16 protein-coding genes are annotated in these 20,550 nt (G+C 35.9%); 11 read left to right on the plus strand and 5 right to left on the minus strand.

The features are described from left to right. Positions 1–35: 35 nt before the first annotated feature. From APB85_RS09335 to deoC, 4 genes are all read right to left on the minus strand, one after another. Positions 36–800, minus strand: coding sequence for a 3-keto-disaccharide hydrolase (locus APB85_RS09335; RefSeq protein WP_057483095.1), 765 nt, complete (start codon positions 798–800; stop codon positions 36–38). 23 nt (positions 801–823) lie between these two features. Further along, positions 824–1,711, minus strand: a complete 888-nt coding sequence (locus APB85_RS09340; protein WP_057483096.1) for a serine hydrolase — start codon at positions 1,709–1,711, stop codon at positions 824–826. A 135-nt stretch (positions 1,712–1,846) separates the two neighbouring features. Further along, entirely contained in the window at positions 1,847–2,545 is a 699-nt protein-coding gene (gene deoD, locus APB85_RS09345) for a purine-nucleoside phosphorylase (RefSeq protein ID WP_057483097.1), read from the minus strand. A gap of 1 nt (position 2,546) precedes the next feature. Beyond that, entirely contained in the window at positions 2,547–3,197 is a 651-nt protein-coding gene (gene deoC / locus APB85_RS09350; protein WP_057483098.1) for a deoxyribose-phosphate aldolase, read from the minus strand. Positions 3,198–3,390: 193 nt separating this feature from the next. On the opposite strand from deoC, the gene APB85_RS09355 reads away from it, so the two are divergent. The 5 genes from APB85_RS09355 to APB85_RS09375 all read left to right on the plus strand — a co-directional run bounded on the left by APB85_RS09355 (position 3,391) and on the right by APB85_RS09375 (position 11,084). Beyond that, positions 3,391–4,128, plus strand: coding sequence for a hypothetical protein (locus APB85_RS09355; RefSeq protein ID WP_057483099.1), 738 nt, complete (start codon positions 3,391–3,393; stop codon positions 4,126–4,128). Continuing rightward, complete coding sequence (locus APB85_RS09360; RefSeq protein ID WP_057483100.1) at positions 4,125–6,878, plus strand: TonB-dependent receptor; 2,754 nt, start codon at positions 4,125–4,127, stop codon at positions 6,876–6,878. The genes APB85_RS09355 and APB85_RS09360 overlap by 4 nt, the downstream gene beginning before the upstream one ends. Positions 6,879–6,883: 5 nt before the next feature. Next, complete coding sequence (locus APB85_RS09365) at positions 6,884–8,050, plus strand: DUF4249 domain-containing protein (RefSeq protein WP_057483101.1); 1,167 nt, start codon at positions 6,884–6,886, stop codon at positions 8,048–8,050. Positions 8,051–8,065: 15 nt separating this feature from the next. Beyond that, positions 8,066–9,775 carry a hypothetical protein gene (locus tag APB85_RS09370; protein WP_057483102.1) on the plus strand — a complete coding sequence of 570 codons (1,710 nt, stop codon included), beginning with the start codon at positions 8,066–8,068 and terminating at the stop codon, positions 9,773–9,775. Positions 9,776–9,983: 208 nt separating this feature from the next. Beyond that, complete coding sequence (locus tag APB85_RS09375; protein ID WP_057483103.1) at positions 9,984–11,084, plus strand: DUF4249 domain-containing protein; 1,101 nt, start codon at positions 9,984–9,986, stop codon at positions 11,082–11,084. Between the two features lie 25 nt (positions 11,085–11,109). Here APB85_RS09375 and APB85_RS09380 read toward each other — a convergent pair whose 3' ends face one another. After that, positions 11,110–11,337, minus strand: coding sequence for a hypothetical protein (locus APB85_RS09380; RefSeq protein WP_057483104.1), 228 nt, complete (start codon positions 11,335–11,337; stop codon positions 11,110–11,112). Between the two features lie 1,201 nt (positions 11,338–12,538). Between APB85_RS09380 and APB85_RS09385 the strand changes: the two genes are divergently transcribed. The 6 genes from APB85_RS09385 (at position 12,539) to APB85_RS09410 (ending at position 20,534) form a co-directional block, all read left to right on the plus strand. After that, a complete protein-coding gene (locus APB85_RS09385; protein WP_146035378.1) occupies positions 12,539–12,853 on the plus strand; it encodes a hypothetical protein in 315 nt (104 codons plus the stop codon). Positions 12,854–13,328: 475 nt separating this feature from the next. Continuing rightward, complete coding sequence (locus APB85_RS09390; protein WP_160319260.1) at positions 13,329–16,793, plus strand: sensor histidine kinase; 3,465 nt, start codon at positions 13,329–13,331, stop codon at positions 16,791–16,793. Between the two features lie 10 nt (positions 16,794–16,803). Further along, positions 16,804–18,129: an ATP-binding protein gene (locus APB85_RS09395; RefSeq protein ID WP_057483107.1), complete on the plus strand. Its 1,326-nt coding sequence runs from the start codon at positions 16,804–16,806 to the stop codon at positions 18,127–18,129. A 9-nt stretch (positions 18,130–18,138) separates the two neighbouring features. Beyond that, positions 18,139–18,513, plus strand: a complete 375-nt coding sequence (locus APB85_RS09400) for a response regulator (protein ID WP_057483108.1) — start codon at positions 18,139–18,141, stop codon at positions 18,511–18,513. A 21-nt stretch (positions 18,514–18,534) separates the two neighbouring features. Then, entirely contained in the window at positions 18,535–19,578 is a 1,044-nt protein-coding gene (locus tag APB85_RS09405; protein ID WP_057483109.1) for a response regulator, read from the plus strand. A gap of 65 nt (positions 19,579–19,643) precedes the next feature. After that, a complete protein-coding gene (locus tag APB85_RS09410; protein ID WP_057483110.1) occupies positions 19,644–20,534 on the plus strand; it encodes a YitT family protein in 891 nt (296 codons plus the stop codon). Positions 20,535–20,550: the final 16 nt, after the last annotated feature.

Below are 20,550 nucleotides of genomic sequence, written 5' to 3' on the forward strand. Positions count from 1 at the left end.
AGTTCTATTTAATTTAAATAATTAGTGATTCAAAATTATTCAAGTTCCCTTACCCAAATATTTCTGAAACTCACAGGATTCCCGTGATCCTGGAAATGAATCGGAAGCTTTTCTTCATGTTTGGTGTAATTGGGTATTCCTATATATTCTGTTGGGCCTCGTAACTCATAATTGTTTTGAACTACCACACCGTTATGGAGTACCGTTAATTTAGCCGGACTTAGTAACATTCCGTCTTCATTGAACCTGGGAGCGGTGAAAATAATATCGTAAGTATTCCATTCGCCCGGAGCTTTTGTTGCGTTAACTAAAGGCGGAGATTGCTTATAAATACTGGCAGCCTGTCCATTTGTGTAAGTATCGTTCTCATAAGAATCCAGGATTTGCACTTCATATTTCCCCATAATTATCACCCCGCTATTGCCTCGTCCCTGGCCTTCGCCCTTAATTTCTGAGGGTGAGCGCCATTCTAAATGCAATTGCATATCCCCAAAATTCTCTTTGGTTACTATACCACCGGTACCAGGATTTACCGTCAAAACATCTCCTTCTATATTCCAGGTGGGTTCAGAACCATCTTTCTCATTTAAAAAAGCCGAAAGATCTGAGCCATCAAATAAGATTTTAGCATCAGATGCTGGTGTATTTGTAGATTCGCCTGCTTCAATTTTTTGAGGAACCGGTTCATAGAATTCCGTAGCTTCCGGTGGTAATTCGATATTTTTTTCCTGGGCAATCGCAGTGATTGAGGCGAATACAAATGTACCTGCCAATAAACCTGATTTTAATGATATGTTCATTTTAAAATTTTTAGTTGAAAAAATTAGTTATTGTTTACGTGATCGTAGATTAGCTTAGAAACTTCTGATAACATTTTGGTGCCCGCCTCCATATCTTTCATATTTTTTGAAAGCAGCACCAAAACATATTTCTTGCCATCGGGTAATTCAATTAGAGCTGAATCGTGGTGTACACCCGTTATCCAGCCGGTTTTATTAGCAATTTTTAAATTTTCTGGAAGTAAAGCAGGAATAAGATCGGTGTGTTTTTGTTGCTGTAAGATGTGGAGCATTTCCTTATCTGCTTCGGCATTTACTGCTTTTCCTTTGGCAAGAGCTTCAAAAATTAACATCAGATCATAAGCAGTAGTGGAGTTGCTCAAACCAGCTTCATAAGCTTTCATATCTTCAACACCGCGAAGTACATTGATATCCATTGCGCCCATTTCGCGCATGGTTTGATTTACATTTTTAGCATCAACCAGCTCAATGATGATATTGGTAGCCAGGTTGCTGCTGTAAATAATCATATCGGTTACCAGGTCTTCAATACTTCTTTTTTGACCTATTTGTTCGTAGAGATGTTCCCCGCTATCCCGACCAAGTTCCATAGAATAAGAACTTCCGTCTAAAATACTTTTAAATTCATTCTTTATTACCAGGGAATCCTGAAGCGAAAATTTTCCTTCAGAAGCTTGTTTAAAAACCTCGATCATTACCGGGGTTTTCATTGTACTTGCAGCGTGGAAATTTTCGTGAGCATTTATTAAAATACTATCTTTTTCTTCGGAAATATTCTTAAAAGCAATAGCGAATTCTCCCTGATTTTCTTCAAAAATAGAAGCTATTTTATTTTGAAGCTCTTTTGTAGAATTTTGTGCATTGGCTAGGAAACCAAAAAATATAAAAAAGACAGCTGGGAGAAACTTCATTTTATTCAGGATTTACTCGATAATCGAGATTAATTGCTTTTAGGCTTACCGCTAAATTGAAAAAAATAGATTTAATGGCTTACCCGAAGTGATTTTTATTCTTTCCCGAATTTAATGAAATTTCCCCAAACCAGCTTAAATACTGCCTAATGCTATTTCTACCATTCGGCTAAAACTTTGTTCCCTTTCTTTTGCAGGTAAGTGTTCACCGGTAACCAAAGAATCTGAAACTGTAAGTACAGAAAGTGCCTGTACGTTATATTTGGCAGCAACCGTATAGAGTCCTGCGGTTTCCATTTCTACACACAACACCCCATAATCGGCCCATTTTTTATAACCGAGATCGTTTTCCTCGTAAAATATATCGGACGAAAGCACATTACCTGCTCTGAACGGAATATCGTTAGTTTTGGCAAATTTTACCGCATTCATAAATAATTCGAAATCTACGGTAGGAGCGAAGTCGGCGTGTTGAAATTTGGCTTTATTAAAGCCTGAATTTGAAGATGCAGCCATAGCCAGAACCACATCGTTAACTTTTAAATCTTTTTGATAGGAACCCGCAGAACCAACTCGAATAAGCTTTTTAGCTCCGAATTCTGTAATTAATTCTGTAGCATAGATCAAGGCCGAAGGAATCCCCATACCTGTGGCCTGTACAGAAACCTTGTTGCCTTTATATGTTCCGGTATAGCCAAGCATTCCGCGAACTTTATTATAACAAACAGCATCTTCCAGGAAGTTTTCGGCAATCCATTTTGCTCTTAAGGGATCACCCGGAAGTAAAACATTTTCTGCGATTTCACCTTTTTGTGCTTGTATATGTACACTCATACTAGTTTTCTTCTGAAGTTACTAATTTTATACCCGAGGAAGTTCCCAGTCTTGAAACTCCTAATTCTAGATATTTGATAGCGGTTTCTCGATCTTTAATTCCGCCTGAAGCTTTAATTTGCATTTTATCTCCTGCAATTCTTTTCATAAGGTCTACATCCTCAAATGTAGCGCCGCCAGTTCCAAAACCAGTAGAAGTTTTTACGAAATCGGCATTTGCATTTAGAGCAGCTTCACAGGCAGCTTCTTTTTCAGCATCGGTTAAATAGCAGGTTTCAATAATCACTTTAAGAATTTTAGAGCCTATGGCCTTTTTAATTTCAGCAATTTCATTTTCTACGTAATTGGCCTCACCACCTTTTAGCATCCCAATATTAATTACCATATCAATTTCATCGGCACCATTTGCAAGGGCATCTTTGGCCTCAAAAACTTTAGCTTCTGTGGTCATAGCTCCTAAAGGGAAACCTATTACCGTTGCTAATTTTACATTAGAGTCTTTTAAAACCGATTTAGCGTGCTTTAAATAAGAAGGAGGAATACAAACGGCAATAAACTGGTGCGCTATCGCCTCCTTGCATAAGCTTTCAATATCTTCAGGTGTTGCCGTAGGTTTTAATAAGGTGTGATCTATAAATTGGTTGAGTTGCATCGTATATTTTTAGGATTTACAAATTTATAACTTTCTAACAGATGTAATTTATGATTGTTCTCAGCTTTCTGGATTAAAAAATTAATGTTTTTAGTATATTTTTTTGTTTTTTTTGGACAAAAGCTTGAAAAACATCTAATTTGTTTTGTAGTTTTCCAGAATATTTGTGAATTATTTATCTATTAGTTGTTGAATGTATAAAAATTACTTTTTTTTCTTTTCGTTTGTTGTAACGACATTTTCCACTTTCTCCCAAAATTACTCTCAAGAAAAAATCTTTTCCTGGTATGATCAAAATATTGGAATTGAGAATACTACACTTTTTCAGGGAATTGAATACGTGGAAACAGATAGGATGATTAATGAAAAACATAAATTTTTTGAAACGCAAGAGTTTCAAAATGGAAGTGTTACCTATAACGGTCAAACTTTTTACGAAGTACCTTTAAAATATAATATCTACGACGATCTATTGTTGGTTAATCTCAAGCAAGATCAAAGAAATTTTATTTTTCAACTCATAGATAATCAGGTTGATCAATTTCAGATAGATGAGAATAAGTTTAGATATCTAAAGGCTAATAATAACTCAGACATCCTGGGTTTTTATGAGGTGATTAATGAAGAAGGAGCCTTTAAAATTTTCAAGAAACATCTTAGAAACAGAATGGAAATTAGGGATAGGAGTGTGGCTTATAGTGAATTTAATCCTGCCGATCCCGATTATATTTTTCAGTTTAAAGATGATTTTTTTGAGCTAGATAACCGAAGAAATCTATTTTCTAAATTTCCAGATCTTAAAAGTGAAATAAGAGGTTTTTATAGCAAATACAGGAAACAATCACGGAATAATCCAGACCTTTTTATGAAAAACCTGGCCAATGAAATAAATAACCTTATTCCTTCTGCGACAAATCAAATTCAAGAATGAGAAAATATTTACTCCTTTTTTTACTTATATATTTCCCTTTCACTTACGCACAAACAGCCGATCCAGAAATATCTATAAGTTTTCAAAATAAAGAATTACCTGATATTTTAGTTGAAATTGAAGCAAAAACCGATTATCAATTCTTTTTTGATGAAGACTGGTTTGGCCTCACTAAATTTTCTGGCGAATATTCACAAACCAAAGTAACAGAAGTACTGGAAGACTTATTGGAAGAAACCAATATCAATTATTTTGTTAAAGGACAGCGTATTATTCTAACTAGCGGTAGTATAATTTATGACCGGTTACCTGAAGGCTTTCTAAAAACTCAGGAAGAAACTGCAGTTGCAGAAGAAGAAAATCAAAGTACTGATCCTGTTTTTTATAATGATAATGAGGAGCAGGCTGAAGTAGTGGAAACCGTTTTAATAGGAAAGGAAAATAGACAGTCTAACAGAAGTACTTATAAGCTTAGCGGCCGGGTAGTTTCCGAGAAGGGAGAACCTATATCTGGTTTAAATATTTTGATCCCTAATCAGGATAAAGGAACGGTTACAGATATTAATGGGAATTATGAAATTAGGCTTCCCAAAGGAATAAACATTTTTGAAACACAGGCACTTGGGGTTGATAAAGTTAAGAAGCGTCTCGTAGTATATAATGACGGGGTTTTAAATCTACAACTAAAAGAAAGTTTTGAAGAATTGGGGGAAGTTTTGGTTGAAGCCAACGCCAGGGATAATGTTAGAACTGCCCTTACCGGGGTAGAAAGAATAGACGTAGCCGAAATTAAGAATATTCCACTGGTTTTGGGTGAACGCGATATTTTAAAAGTAGCCACTACCTTACCTGGAATTTCCACGGCCGGCGAGGGCGCAAGCGGTTATAATGTAAGAGGTGGAAAAACCGACCAGAATTTAATTCTGCTTGATGAAGGTGTAATTTATAATCCTGCCCATTTCTTCGGAATATTTTCAGGGCTAAACCCTTTCACTACGGGAGATGTGAGTATTTATAAAGGAAGTATTCCAGCGGAATATGGAGGGAGATTATCTTCGGTCTTTGACCTTAATACTAAAACTGGAAATAAAGAAGAATTTACCGGCGAAGTTTCTATAGGGCCGGTTACCGGGAACCTAAGTTTGGAAATCCCAATTGTTGAAGATAAATCGAGCTTAATTGTAGGTGGCCGTGGTACTTATTCAGATTGGATATTAAACCTTCTAGAAGATGAATCTTTAGAAGGCAGCCAGGCTTCATTTTATGATGTTGTGGCTAAATACAACCACAAATTTGATATTAGCGACGAGTTAAACGTTAGCGGATATTATAGTAGTGATGTTTTTAGTATCACTTCAGACTCTTTATTTAGTTACACCAACAGGATGTTTTCGCTTTCCTATAATAAGTATTTTAATGAAAAACATCAGGGGGAGCTGGTACTAACCAATAGTAATTACGATTTCAATTTAGATTATGCTAGTGATTTCGATAATGATTTTGAATCGGGATACACCATCAATGAATCTGAAGTGAAATTAAAAATGAAATACTTTCATAGCAAGGCACATACTTTTAACTATGGAATAAGCGGAAAATATTATATGGTTTCTCCCGGCGAGATTAATCCCGGAAGTCCCGAATCTCTTATTGAACAAGTTAGTATACCCGAGGAAAGGGCTTTAGAAACCGCTGTTTATATTGAAGATAGTTTTGAAGTAACCGAAAAGCTATTGATTAATGCAGGTTTACGATATTCCTTTTATACCGCCTTTGGGCCAGCTCAGCTAAACACCTACGAAGAAGGTTTGCCAAGAAATGATAATACCGCAACAGGTGTAGAAAACTATGATAGTGGAGAAGTAATAGAAACTTATGGCGGTCCTGAAGTTAGGGTTTCTGGTAGGTATTTTATTACACCAACATTTTCAACTAAAGTGAGTTACAACAATACTTATCAATACATTCATACCTTATCTAACAATACTACAGCCGCTCCAACCGATACTTATAAACTTTCAGATTCTTATATAAAACCTCAGAGAGCCAATCAATTTGGTTTAGGATTCTTTAAGAATTTTGACGAGAATATTTACGAACTTAGTTTAGAAGGCTATTATAAAACTTCAGATAATCTCTTAGATTATAAGATTGGTGCCGACTTATTCTTGAATGAAAATATTGAAACCGAAGTTTTACAGGGTGAGGGAGAAGCTTACGGAGTTGAATTCCTGGTTAGAAAAAACAAAGGAAGGTTAAATGGATATTTAGGCTATACATATTCCAGGTCTTTTATAAAGTTAGCAGGAGATTTCCAGGAAGAAACAGTTAACAACGGCGAATTTTTTCCTACAAACTTTGATAAACCACACGATTTTAGTTCTGTATTAAATTATAAGCTTACGCAACGTTTTAGTTTTTCAGCTAATTTTGTGTACCAAACCGGGAGACCGGTAACCTATCCAATTGGGAAATATAATTTTAACAATTCTGAATATGTATTGTATAGTGACAGGAACCAGTTCAGGATTCCAGACTATTATCGATTGGATTTGAGTTTTAATGTGGAAGGGAACCATAAGATTGAAAAATTTGCGCATAGTTTCTGGAATATTTCGGTCTATAATGTGCTAGGGAGAAACAACCCCTACTCAGTATTTTTCGTAACCGATAGTGGAGAAGTGAAGGCTTATCAAAGTTCAATTTTCTCTATTCCAATTCCTACAATCACCTATAATTTTAGATTTTAATAGTAATGAAATTAATAAAGTATATTCTGAAATATAAAAAGACCTTTTTTCTATTAGCTATTGCAATTCTAGTAGCTTCCTGTGTGGAAGAAATTCCATTAGAATCTGAAGGTTTTGAGGAAGCCATAGTAATAGAGGGATCTATTAGTAATGAACTCAAACAACATGAAATTAAATTATCCCGAGTGTATGCCATAGACTCTACAGGACCAAGTGCTCTATCTGGTGCCGATATTAGAGTGATAGGAAACAGGGAGTTTATATTTCAGGAAAGCGAACCCGGAGTATATGTTTCCAGAGATAGTTTTGCAGCACAACCAGGCGTTAATTATCAATTACAAATTTCAGCAAATGGGGAAGAGTATGAATCTACTCCTATGCAATTATCCGGTAGCAGCAGTATAGGTGTATTGCAAGCCAATAGAATTGACTACAGTGGGGAAAATGGGGTTGCAATCACTTTAAATAATCAAAGTACAAATGAGTCTGCCAATTACTACAGGTATGAATATGTAGAGACCTTTAAATTTAACTCAAACTATTTTAAAGTAAATGATCTAATTCTTGTAGATGGCGAGCCTGTAGAAGTACCAAAACAAAAAGAAGAATATACTTGTTACCAAACAAATAAGTCACAGGAAATAATACTTTCAAATACAAACTCACTCTCAGAAGATAGTGTAAACGATCTACTAATTAAGTTTATACCTTCAGATAGCCCAAGTCTATCTAATAGATACAGTTTACTTGTAAAACAGTATGTTATAAGTCGGGAAGCATATACCTATTATGAAATTTTGGAAGAGTTATCTGGCCTGGATAATGTGTTTACGCAAAGCCAACCGGGGTTTTTAGCAGGTAATATTTCCAATATTAATAATCCAGAAGAAAAAGTGATTGGATACTTCGATATATCTTCGGTTTCAACAAAAAGAATTTATTTTGATTATGAAGATTTTTACGATCCTGAAAGTATAAGACCTCGATTTGTGCCGTATGCATCCTGTGAAGCAAGCCTACCTAGCACTGCCACTCTAATAGCTCAATTAGAACAAGATATTGTGAGATGGTCTTCAACAACTCCTAGTGGGGCTTTTATGGTAGTGCCAACGCGTTGTGTAGATTGTACACGTTTTGGATCTAATGTAAAACCAGAATTTTGGGAAGATTAATTAGAAAACAAGAAAATGATTAAAAAGATTTTCATAGTATTTTTAGCTTGCCTGGGACTTAACCTGTCTTATTCGCAAGGCAGCTCAAACATAGAATTCCTTCAAAAAGAAATTCCTAAAGAACAGGTTTATCTTCACTTAAATAGTAGCTTATTATTTAGTGGGGAAAAGCTACTTTACAAGTTTTATAGCCTTAATGCGGAAACCCAGAAGCTTAGCAAGTTAAGCAAAGTTGGCTGGGTAGTTCTAGTAAATTCAGATAAAGAAATTGTTTTTCAGCATAAATTAAACCTGGAAGAAGGCCAGTCATATTCCGATTTTTTTATTCCTTCTGATTTACAGTCGGGAGCATATAAGATTCTAGGCTATACTTCCTGGATGCTAAATGCTGAAGAAAATTATTTTGAACAGGATATTCAAATTTTAAATCCCTATCAAAAGAGTAATGAAGGGCTTGTAATTCAGGAAAATCCTGCATCTACTTCAGAAAATAATGCAAGAGAATCGGTAGCTGATCTGGATTTAAAATTGAACAAAGCGTCTTTCTCAACGCGGGAAAAAGTAGTCTTAATTGTGGGGAACACATCAGATATGTTGGGTGATTTTTCTATATCTGTAAGGCGAATAGATAGTTTTAATAAACCTACGCTACTTAAAAGCACTAATTTCCACAAGCTCTACGAAAATAAAAGCTGGAATTTTTCTGAAAATATTATTCTACCGGAAGTAAGAGGTTCTCTTATTAGCGGAAGAGTAAGCGCTAATGACAATTCGGTTTTAAAATCTAAGAATTTAATAGTTTCCTTTCCTGGTGAAGAAAGTCAGGTAAACATTGTTTCTATAGACGATAAAGGGGAGTTTAGTTTTATAATAAATAAGGAGCTGGCAGTTGAAGAGCTATTGTTGCAACTTACAGACTATAATCAAGATGATTATAGTGTTGAATTATTTCCAACTACTCAACCAGATTTTTCTTCCTTAAACTTTAAAAAACCGGTAGTTCAAACAGGTTTTAAAGATTATATTCTGGAAAAAAGTATAAATAATCAAATAGAAAATGCATACTCGGCTACAAAGGCAGACCGAACAGTCTTTCCCGCAGATGATGGATATTTCTTTGGTGAAAAGCTTTTTAAATTCAATCTAGACGATTATACAAGGTTTCCCGAGGTTACCCAGACTTTTGTGGAAATCATTGAATCTGGAAGGGTTAAAAGAAATCAAGATGGAACTCATAGTATTATGGTTAGAAATCAAAATATCAATGGTGAATTTACGCTGCCTGCTTTGTTGATCGTAGATGGAGTAGTGGTGCAAAATCATGATAAACTGGTTTTTTTTGATGCAGAAAGAATTGAAAGCATTGGCATTCTTAGAAGCAAGTACTTCTTTGGTCCTGCAATTTACCAGGGCGTGGTAGTGGTAGAAACTAAAGATGGAGATTTCCCGGAAGTATTTAGAGAAAATCATATTAAATCTAAACTTGTGGCCAAAGCACAAATTCCAAAGAAATATTATAGCCCAAATTATAAGACTGAAGAGCTAAATAGAATCCCTGATTATAGAACGCAGCTCTGGTGGAACCCCAATTTAGATTTGGGAGATTCGGCTAATGAGATTAGTTTTTATACCTCAGACCTTGAAGGAAAGTTTGAAATTAATCTGGAGGGGTTTACCAAACAAGGTCAACCGGTATCGATAATAAAAACTTTTAGTGTGGAATAGTTCCGAATAGCAATCATTATTTTTCGTATCTTATTGTATAAATTTCTCAACAATTTTTGGAAATTTATTTTTAGTTGAAAATCTGAAACTGAAAGTTAGTAGGCTATCATACAAAGGCATACCCAACCTAATTTATACCTTATTATTTTTAATGATTTCAATTCGGAAATATAAAAAGCTTTTCATATTCATCGGTTTCGTTATAATTATGTCGTCTTGCGTGGAGGAAATTGCTTTAAATTCAGAAGACTTTGAAGAAGCTATTGTGATTGAAGGTTTGGTAACTAATGAATTGAAAAAGCACGAGATTAAAATATCACAAACCTTTGCCATAGATTCTACCGGTCCTAAACCAGTGTCGGGTGCAGATATTAGTGTAACAGGAGAGGAAGAGAATATTTTTGAGGAATTAGAACCTGGGCGCTATATTTCTATAGATAGTTTTGCTGCCCGTCCAGGAATTGATTACCAGCTTAGCATTTTGGTGAATGGTAACGAATATATCTCTGAACCAACACAATTATCGGGAACCAGTAGCATTGGTGAATTGGAAGCCAATAGAATAAATTACCGAGGTGAAGATGGAGTTGCAATCACCTTAAATAATCAAACTTCTACAGGCGGGGCTAATTATTATAAATATGAATATGTTGAAACTTTTAAATTCAATTCAAATTATGATAAGGTAAAGGATATAATTCTCGTTGATGGCGTCCCAGTGGAAGTACCGAAACAGAAAGAAGAATATACGTGTTATCAAACGAACAATTCGCAAAAAATTATACTAGCCAATACTAATTCCCTCTCTGATGATAGTGTAAACGACTTGTTGATTAACTTTATAGACTCTAAAGATCCCAGTCTTTCCAATAGGTACAGCCTTTTAATAAAGCAATATGTAATAGGCAGGGATGCCTATAATTATTATAAAATTTTAGAAGAACTTACAGGATCTGAAAACATTTTTTCTCAAACTCAACCAGGATTTTTAGAAGGAAATATTACAAATATTACTAATCCTAATGAAAAAACAATCGGTTTTTTTAATGTTTCATCAGTTACTAAAAAGAGAATTTATTTTAATTATGAAGATTTTTATGATCCTGAGGGCATTAGACCTCGATTTGTACCCTTCGCCCTTTGCGAAGAAACTTTACCCGGTATCGATAATTTAATAGAACAAATAGAAAGAAATGCTGTAAGATGGGCGGGAGTACTTCCAGGAGGAGGTATCCTGGTGGTACCGGCGCGCTGTGTAGATTGTACATTTTTTGGAACTAATGAAAAACCTGATTTTTGGGAGGACTAATTAAAAACTTAAAGATTATAAAAAATTAATTTTCCTCGTTCTTATGAGAGCGATCTTCGTACCAATCATCAAAGGTTCTTTCTGTTTTGTAATTATCGGTAAGAATTCTATAAACGCTATAGATCAATAAGCATTGCCCAAAGAAGGTTAGATAGAAAATCAATGGGAAATTGGTATTAAAATATACGAGTATAGTAATTATTACCAATAAAATACTGGTTAGAATTAAGTATGTAATACCATTATTTTTCATAATACTTAAATTACGAAAGAGTACCTAAAACCTGTCTTAAAATACCTATAAAATTTCGCTGTCATTAACCATTATTGGTAGACAAAAAGCTTTTTATTTAATTTTTGTATTAAAACTTCCTGGAACTAATTCCTGAATTTCCTTAGATATAATTATTCTCGTTATACCAGTAAATTCAGTATTTTTTGTTTTTTCTTTCCTTAAGGTGACCGATTAGGTAACTCTTAGAATGATTTAATTAGCTTTTTAAAGGCGCTTGTTTGTTCGTAAGTATAAAAACTTGGAACTACACAGGTCTTGCAGGAATTGTTTTGAAGTGTCATATTGAGCTTTTAGAAAATTCATCAAAATAGCTTTGCATATATTATTATTCATTAATTCTGTGATAGATACTTAAAAAGCTTCTTTGCATTGCTGATGGCTCTATTGGCCCTAAAGCAACGATTTGAACACTGGAACTGCCATTTAGCTTTTAACCAGTAATGATCTCTACAAAAACATTTTATGGAGGTCAAACCTGCTTCCAATCAAAAGTTAAAACCCTTTAATATCAGAAAGTCTTGCACTGCTGAAAAGGCGAGAAATCAAATTAAGGAATTATTTCGATAAAATAAACAATAGATTCGGACAAAAAAATCTGTATTTCGTCCTAAATATTTGAATGTTAGAATCGTAAGATATATATTTATATCACTCCAAAGCCTGATCCTTTATCTTAAATGGTCGTAACACTCCACTACTTATTATATATTTTTTAGTACAATTTTTAAAAGAAGGTGTCAGGCATAGTGCAAGTCATCATTAACTGAAACCAAAAAATATGCTTAAAATAACAATCGCATCAGTCTTGATGCTAGTAATGGTGTTTGCATTTTCAATAGATGCAAATGCCTAAGAAGGCTATAAAATAGGGAAGATATTATGGTTCCTCCAGATTTCAACAAATTTAAAACTGTAGAAACCATCAAGCTGAAGCATAACCAAACTTATAGAGACATTCCTGGCTAAGGGATCTGTTTTTACCATGTAACCAAAGCAATAAATTTTAAATAGATAAAAAATATCCATTAACTAAAACAAACAAATTATGTACTTAAGAAACATTCAGATTTTCGCCTTTTTGAGCTCCCTACTTTTCTTTTCAAGTCAAAATAACAGCTATTTTTCAGTAGAGGAGCTGCTTGATCCTGAACCACAACCAGTGGAATATCGGCTAGTTGTAAAAATTATCGACGATGAATGGAGGGTAGTTTTCGAAGATGATGAAACTAAAAGTGATGTCACTTTAAGAAGAGGCGACCGGATTCGATGGGTGGTTGAGGGGTCTGATGCCTCTTTTTCGTTTCCTGAGATTCAGATTTTTGGACTTGAAACAAGAGATGTAAAAGATGGAAACCCTTTGGTGATGGCAATTTCAAGAAATGCTCCTGATGGAACATATGCCTATTCTGTATTTGTACACGAGGACATGACCTATGCTCGTGGTCAATCCCCGCCAAGAATTATCATTAGATAATAGATTCAAAAAGACTGTCTAATGCAGTAATGGATCATTGAAATATTCTCAGAAAATAGGACAATTATTCAAAGTATCGAATTTTGATTACCTGACTCTTTTCAATATGCTAATAATAACTAAGAAATTTAATTCGATAAAGCCTGACTCTAATCGGTGTGGTATTAAGAGGAAGGCCTTTGATCTTTTCTTTCTAGTTGGCTGCAGAAAATTTGTAGGATCAATAGTAAGCTTAATCTGCCTTCTAGCGCAATTTAGCTGTCAAAATATTGATAATAAGAGTTTCGATCAAGGTCTAAAGGATACAGCGAATATTTCAATCCCAAAAATTATTTATTTAGACAGTCTTTCTGACACCCTTCAGCCAAAAAAGATCTGGATCAAAGACAATTCTCCTCGAAAAGTCTTACCAATCCCAGGAACACAGACGGAGGCCTATACTATCCAAGATGGGCACAATGAATCTCTAACTATCTTGCCTCCACAAATTATTCAAAGGTCTTACCTAAAAAATGAAAAGGGAGAGGCTATTTTAGATGAGGAAGGCAATCATTACTACCTGGGGGATGGTGGGATTTCCCATTTCAAAACCTTCACTACAGATGATGGCTTAAGCCTTGACAATATCACCTCCTCCTTATTAGACCAATCAGGAAATTTATGGCTTGGTACCTGGGGAGGAGGAATTTCGAAATTTGACGGTATTTCTTTTACCAATTTTACTACAGCACATGGTCTTTCCAATAATTTGATTCACTGCCTGGCAGAAGATCAGGAAGGCAACATTTGGATCGGTACAGAAGGAGGAGGGATTTCTATCTATGATGGATATACTTTCACAATTAAAAACACCTCTGATGGACTGGCAAATGACGTTATCTACGGAATCACCCAGGTCGGCAATGGAAATATCTGGATAGCTGCAGGAGAAGGAGGTGCTTCCAAATACGATGGTGAGAACTTTACCACTTATAATCAGAATAATGGTCTCCAGGGAAATTCAATTATTAAAATCGCTGAGGATAATAATGGCTTCATCTGGTTTGCGACCGGAAGCAACGGGATTTCAAGATTTGATGGAGAATCTTTCCTTGATTTTTCCGAAAAAGATGGATTGGCAGAAAATGCCATCAATTGTATCAAGATAGATAGCTCAGGTAACATTTGGATAGGTACCAAAGGCGGTGGTATTTCAAAATATCAAGAAAGCCCTGATTTGGAGGAAAAAGGAACCTTTACGAATTTTACTACTTCTAAGGGACTTGGGCATAATGATGTGTGGGATATTGAAGAAGACCTGGAAGGTAATTTGTGGTTTGCTACAGATGGAGGTGGGGTTTCAAAATTTGATGGAGAAAAATTCACAACCTATACTACTGCCCAAGGATTACCTGAAAATGTTGTCTATAGCATTTCGATTGATGGAAAAGGAAGTCTCTGGTTTGGAACCGCGGGTGGAGGCCTTTCACTTTACACAGGTTCTGCTTTTAACAATTTCACATCAGATTTTGGCCTGGCCAACAACAGTGTTTATGGCATCCTTGAGGATGATAGTGGCAATCTATGGTTCGGCACAGACGGGGGAGGCATTTCAAAATACAACGGCAAATCCTTTACTAATTTTACAAGTGATCAGGGACTGCCAAACCCACTGGTGATCAGTGCACTCAAAGACAAAAAAGGCCAGCTTTGGTTTGGAACCGGTGGTGGAGGTATTGCGCTTTACAAAAAGGAATCTATTCAGAGTAAAAAACCGAGTTTTACCGTTTTTGACACTTCTAATGGTTTACCAAATGATATCATTTATGCACTCAAAGAGGATAGTCAGGGAAATATTTGGATAGGTACTATCGGGGCAGGTTTGGTAAAATTCGATTGGAATACCGAACCATCTGGCCAGTCGGGTTTTATTACATTCAATGCAGATCATGGATTGGGCAGCAATTACATTTATAGCATTCTTGAAGACCGCAAAGGAAACCTTTGGGTAGGTACTGCCGGTGGGGGTGTTTCCAAGTTTGATGGTAAATCCTTTATCAATTTCACCACTGCCCAAGGATTATCTAATAATATTGTTTGGAGCATATTAGAAGACAAAGCAGGAAACCTGTGGTTTGCGACTCAGGGGGGAGGAGTTTCAAGGTTTGATGGACAATCTTTCAGTAGCTTCACCATAAAAGAGGGGCTGAGCGATGACACTGTATACGATCTTTTAGAAGATAAGGAAGGGAACATTTTTATCGGCTCCAATCACGGTTTTACCGTAATTCCAGCAAAGGTAGCCACACTTCCTTTTCCTGAAATTAGTGGAAGCTTAGAATACTACAACACAGCTAATGGCTATCCGGTCAAAGATGTAAACAAAGGCATGTACCTGGACAGGTCCGGAAATATATGGGCCGGTAATGGAAGTGATAAAACGGGTTTGGTGAAATTTAATTACCAGGCTTTGAGAAAAAATCAAAAAAGACCATCTTTAAAAATCAAAAACATTGGAATAAATGAACAGCCAATTAGTTGGATTTCCCTGCAAAAGTTCAATGATGAAAATGGGGTTTCTGACTCTTTAAAATCTCTGGCTTATATCACAGATGAAGTCAGGGTATTTGGTAGAACCCTTACCGATGAGGAAAGAAAAGCCCAACAAGAAGAATTCTCTAAAGTCCAATTTTCCGAAATAACGAGGTTTGAGAATTTTCCTGAAAACCTAACACTTCCCTACTCTCAAAATCAAATTACCATAGATTTTGGGACAGATGAATTGATAAGGCCCAATTTGATTGAATACCAATATATTCTTGAAGGTTATAGTAAAAGTTGGAGTCCTGTCATAAAAAATAGCCTCGCTACTTTTGGTAATATCGGTGAAGGTGATTACGTGTTCAAGGTAAAAGCAAGATTTAAAGGGCCTGCCAAAGGGGAGGGAAAAGAATGGTCTGAAGAAATTTTTTATAGATTTTCTGTTCTTCCCCCTTGGTACAGAACCTGGTGGGCCTATTTGATCTACTTGATACTTTTTATGGTGGTTATTAGAAGGATTCATGTATTTCAAAAAAACAGAACCATCCGCAAAGAAAGGGATCGAATGCAGCAAAGAGAGCTGGAGCATGCAAAGGAAATAGAAAAGGCTTATTTAGATTTAAAAACCACTCAAGCCCAACTCATCCAACAGGAGAAACTCGCCAGCCTTGGGCAACTCACCGCAGGCATCGCCCACGAGATCAAGAATCCGCTGAATTTCGTGAACAACTTTTCGGAAGTATCTCGTGAAATGATGCAAGAAGTACGCGAAGAGATAGAAACAGTAAAAGCCTACCGCGACAGGCCTCTTCCCACGGGTTCACTAGATGAAATTTCAGCCATCCTTGACGATATCGAATCCAATCTTGAAAAAATACACCATCACGGCACCCGCGCTGATGGTATTGTGACCTCCATGTTACAGCACAGTCGTGGTGGCAGTGATAAAATGGAACCCACAGATCTAAATGCCCTCATCAAAGAATATGTGAACCTGGCCTTTCACGGTATGCGCGCCAAGAAAAACCCAATCAATGTAGACATTGATTTGCAACTCGACCCAAAAATCAAAACATTAGACTTAATTGAAGAAGATTTCAGCCGGGTTATTCTCAACCTAACTAACAACGCATTTGATGCCATGTGGGAAACAGCAGATCAACGACCACTAAAACTAACGGTGCGCACCAAACAAAAACTAAATGCCATTCAAATTGAAGTAGAAGATAACGGTACCGGAATTCCGGATGCAATTAAAGACAAAATTCTTCAGCCTTTTTTCACTACCAAAAAAGGAACGGAAGGCACTGGTCTGGGACTGAGTATCACCAACGATATCATTAAGGCGCATGGTGGTAAATTGGAAGTCACATCACGTGTAGGAGAGGGAACCAAATTTATGATTATCTTAGAAAGGTAAAAAATTGCGTATGGATAAAGCAATCGAAATAGAACTAAAAAAAGTTTACGATACTTGGCTTAATGCATATCTCAATGGGGATGTAAAAACTTACGATGCTTACTTTGATACCGATTATCGTTTTATTGGTTCTGCCAACAATGAGGAGTATTTAAATCGAAAAGACACCACAAAGTTCTTTGAAGCTACGGCTCACCAATTGGCCGGAAAAACAGAATTACGAAAAAACGAAATAACCATTTCACAATATACAAATGTGTTTTTTATCACCCATTTTTTTGAAGCCTATTTTTTACATAACAGTCATTGGGAATATTATGGTAGGTTTCGGTTTAGCTCGGTAATGATCAAAACTAAGAATGGTTGGAAATTTATTTACCAACATTTTTCGATGCCAGACAACAAAGTAAATACTGGAAAAACCATCGGCTTTGAAGCAGTTACTTCGGAAAATATGCAACTTAAAGAAGCCATTAAACGCAGAACGGTTGAATTAGAACAAAAAAATGAGCAATTACAGATTGCCTTAGAAGATTTAAGAGCCACCCAAGCCCAACTCATTCAGTCGGAAAAACTGGCCTCGTTAGGACAATTGGCTGCCGGAATTGCCCATGAGATCAAAAATCCGATGAATTTTATCAATAATTTTTCGGAGTTGAGTTTAGAATATGTAGAAGAACTAAAAGAAGCCCTTGCAAAACTCGAAAAGAATGATACCACGGCAGAAATGGGTGAATTGCTAGATAATGTATCCGAGAACCTTAAAAAGGTTCACCACCACGGCACACGGGCCGATAACATAGTAAAATCGATGTTGATGCATTCGCGTGGCGGTTCCGGCAAGTTAGAACCTACAGATTTAAATGCATTAATTAAAGAATATGTGAATTTGGCATTTCACGGTATGCGTGCCGGTAAATATGCCATTAACGTCACCATTGACTTGAATCTTGATGAAACTGTTGGAAACGTGTCTTTAAACACTGAAGATTTTAGTCGGGTTATTTTAAACCTATGTAAAAATGCTTTTGATGCCATGCGAGCTAAAAGGCAATTATCAGAAAACGAGACTTACCAACCGGTCCTTAATATTCAAACTTATAAAGATGAAGCTCAAGTAGTGCATGTAGTAATTCAAGACAATGGCCCGGGTATTCCAGACAGTAATAAGGAAAAACTTTTTCAGCCGTTTTTCACCACCAAAAAAGGAACCGAAGGCACCGGATTGGGTTTGAGTATTACTCACGATATCATTACGAAACACAAGGGACGTATTGAAGTGAGTTCAGAAGAAAACAACTTTACACGCTTTCATATTTATTTACCACAGAAATAAAATAAAGCTATGAAAATATTAGTCGTTGATGATGAAAGAGATGTAGAAATATTATTTCGTCAGAAGTTTAGAAAAGAAATTAAAAACAAAAGCTTAGAATTGGTGTTTGCTTTTTCGGGCCAGGAAGCATTGGATTTATTAGAAAAAACAGATCCACCCGAAGTGATGTATATTTTTTCAGATATCAACATGCCAGGTATGACCGGATTAGAATTGCTTGACATAGTAAAAGCACGTTTTCCAAACATAAAAATAAGTATGATTTCGGCGTATGGTGATGCAGAGAATTATAACAAAGCCATAGATTCTGGTGCAAAACAATTTTTTACCAAACCCATTGATTTTGTATCCTTAAAAAAAGAAATCACCAGTTTATTAAACTAACGAACAACAATTCAATAAGCCATGAGGAACAAGATAATGGTAGTAGATGACGAAGAGGATTTAAAAGTGCTAATAAAACAGCGCTTTAGACAAAAAATTCGTCAAAATGAATATGAATTCATATTTGCTCAAAACGGAAAGCATGCTCTTGAACAATTGCTTGATCATCCAAATGTAGACCTTATTTTGAGTGATATAAACATGCCCGAAATGGATGGTCTCACTCTTCTTACCAAACTGGCAGAGCAAAACTCCCTTATTAAATCTGTTATCGTTTCAGCCTATGGAGATATGGAAAATATCCGTACGGCAATGAATCGTGGTGCATTTGATTTTATTACTAAACCCATAGATTTTAAGGATCTTGAAATTACTATTGAAAAAACAATAAACCACGTTACGGGAATAAAAAAAACTTTGCAGGCTTTAAAAGAAAACAACATCCTGAAGATGTATGTTGATGAAACAGTGCTCAATTTCATGGGAGGAAAGAAAATGGAAAGCGCGCTCTTTGATAATGAAACTGTAGAGGGATCGGTCGCATTTATAGATATCTGCGGCTTCACAGCAATTACCGAAAATGAACCCGCAGATAAAGTAGTAGCTATGCTTAATGCCTATTTTGATATCATTGTTCATGAAATTATAAAAGAAGAAGGCATCGTAGATAAATTCCTGGGAGATGCTGTTATGGCCGCGTTTAAAGGAAAATTTCATCTGGATAGGGCAATGGATGCCTGCCTCTCGATTAGAAAAGCAATTCATAAATCAGATATTTCAATTGGATCGAAAACCTACAAACCAGAAGTTTCCATTGGCATAAACAGCGGTGAGATGGTATGGGGCAACATAGGATCTGCTACATTAAGAAGACTTGATTATACAGTTATTGGGGATGCAGTAAACGTAGCAGCCAGGTTACAGGAGGCAGCTAAAAAAGGCCAGATTCTTATAAGTCAATCCAATTATGAAAAAGTAAAGGAATCTTTTTGCTGTAATCTGGTAGCTGAAATAAAAATGAAAAATAAGGAAAAACCCCTAACTGTTTATGAAGTCCTGAGTTAAGAATAATCCTTTAAAAAATAAAAAACATGCATTTTATTCTAGAAATTGAGCGACCACATTTTTAAATGAGTAGCTCTAAAAAAATAAATTGGCATTCTATATGTTCACTGCACTCCATTCTCTTCACAGTACTTGGAGTTCTCTTTGCGGTGGTGGGGCTGAAGGGATTTCTTGTTCCAAACAACTTCCTCGACGGCGGGGTGACCGGGATCTCTATTCTTTTGTTAGGAATAAGTCCACTTCATATTAGTTTGTTATTACTGATCTTCAATTTGCCTTTTGTGATTATAGGATTTAAGAAAATTGGCTACACATTTGGAATTCATGCAGGTATAGCGATTTTGCTACTTTCTGCCGGAATGTATCTATTAGAAATCGAAGTATTTACTGAAGATAAAGTGCTTATCGCAATTTTTGGAGGTTTTTTCATAGGGCTCGGGATTGGTTTTGTTTTAAGGGGCGGAGGAGTTATAGATGGACTCGAGGTCATCGCCCTACACACCGAAAAAAAGTCGGCTTTCACTTCAGCAGAGATTATTTTGACCCTTAACATCCTAATTATTATGGGAGCCGCATACCGGTTTGGTATCGAAACGGGGATGTATTCTATTCTTGTTTATTACACAGCCATGCTAACCACCAATTACGTTGTTGAAGGGTTTGAGGAATTTACAGCTCTCAATATTATTTCCAAAGATGCAGCCGAAATCCAAAATATGATTGCAAACGAGTTTGGAAAAGGGATCACTATATTTAAAGGGGAACGTGGCTATCTCCCAAAACTTCATAAGAAAAAAACAGATTGTGATATTATAGTAACCGTGGTGACACGCCTGGAAATCCACCGGATTAAAAATTCAGTGATGAAAATAGATCCCCAGGCATTTATCTTTGTAAACACGATAAAAGAAGTAAATGGCGGATATTTAAGTAATACAATAAAGGAAAAGTATTAACCAATTAAAATTAAAT

Origin of the sequence: Salegentibacter mishustinae (genome assembly GCF_002900095.1) — a bacterium.
Classification (GTDB): Bacteria; Bacteroidota; Bacteroidia; order Flavobacteriales; family Flavobacteriaceae; genus Salegentibacter; species Salegentibacter mishustinae.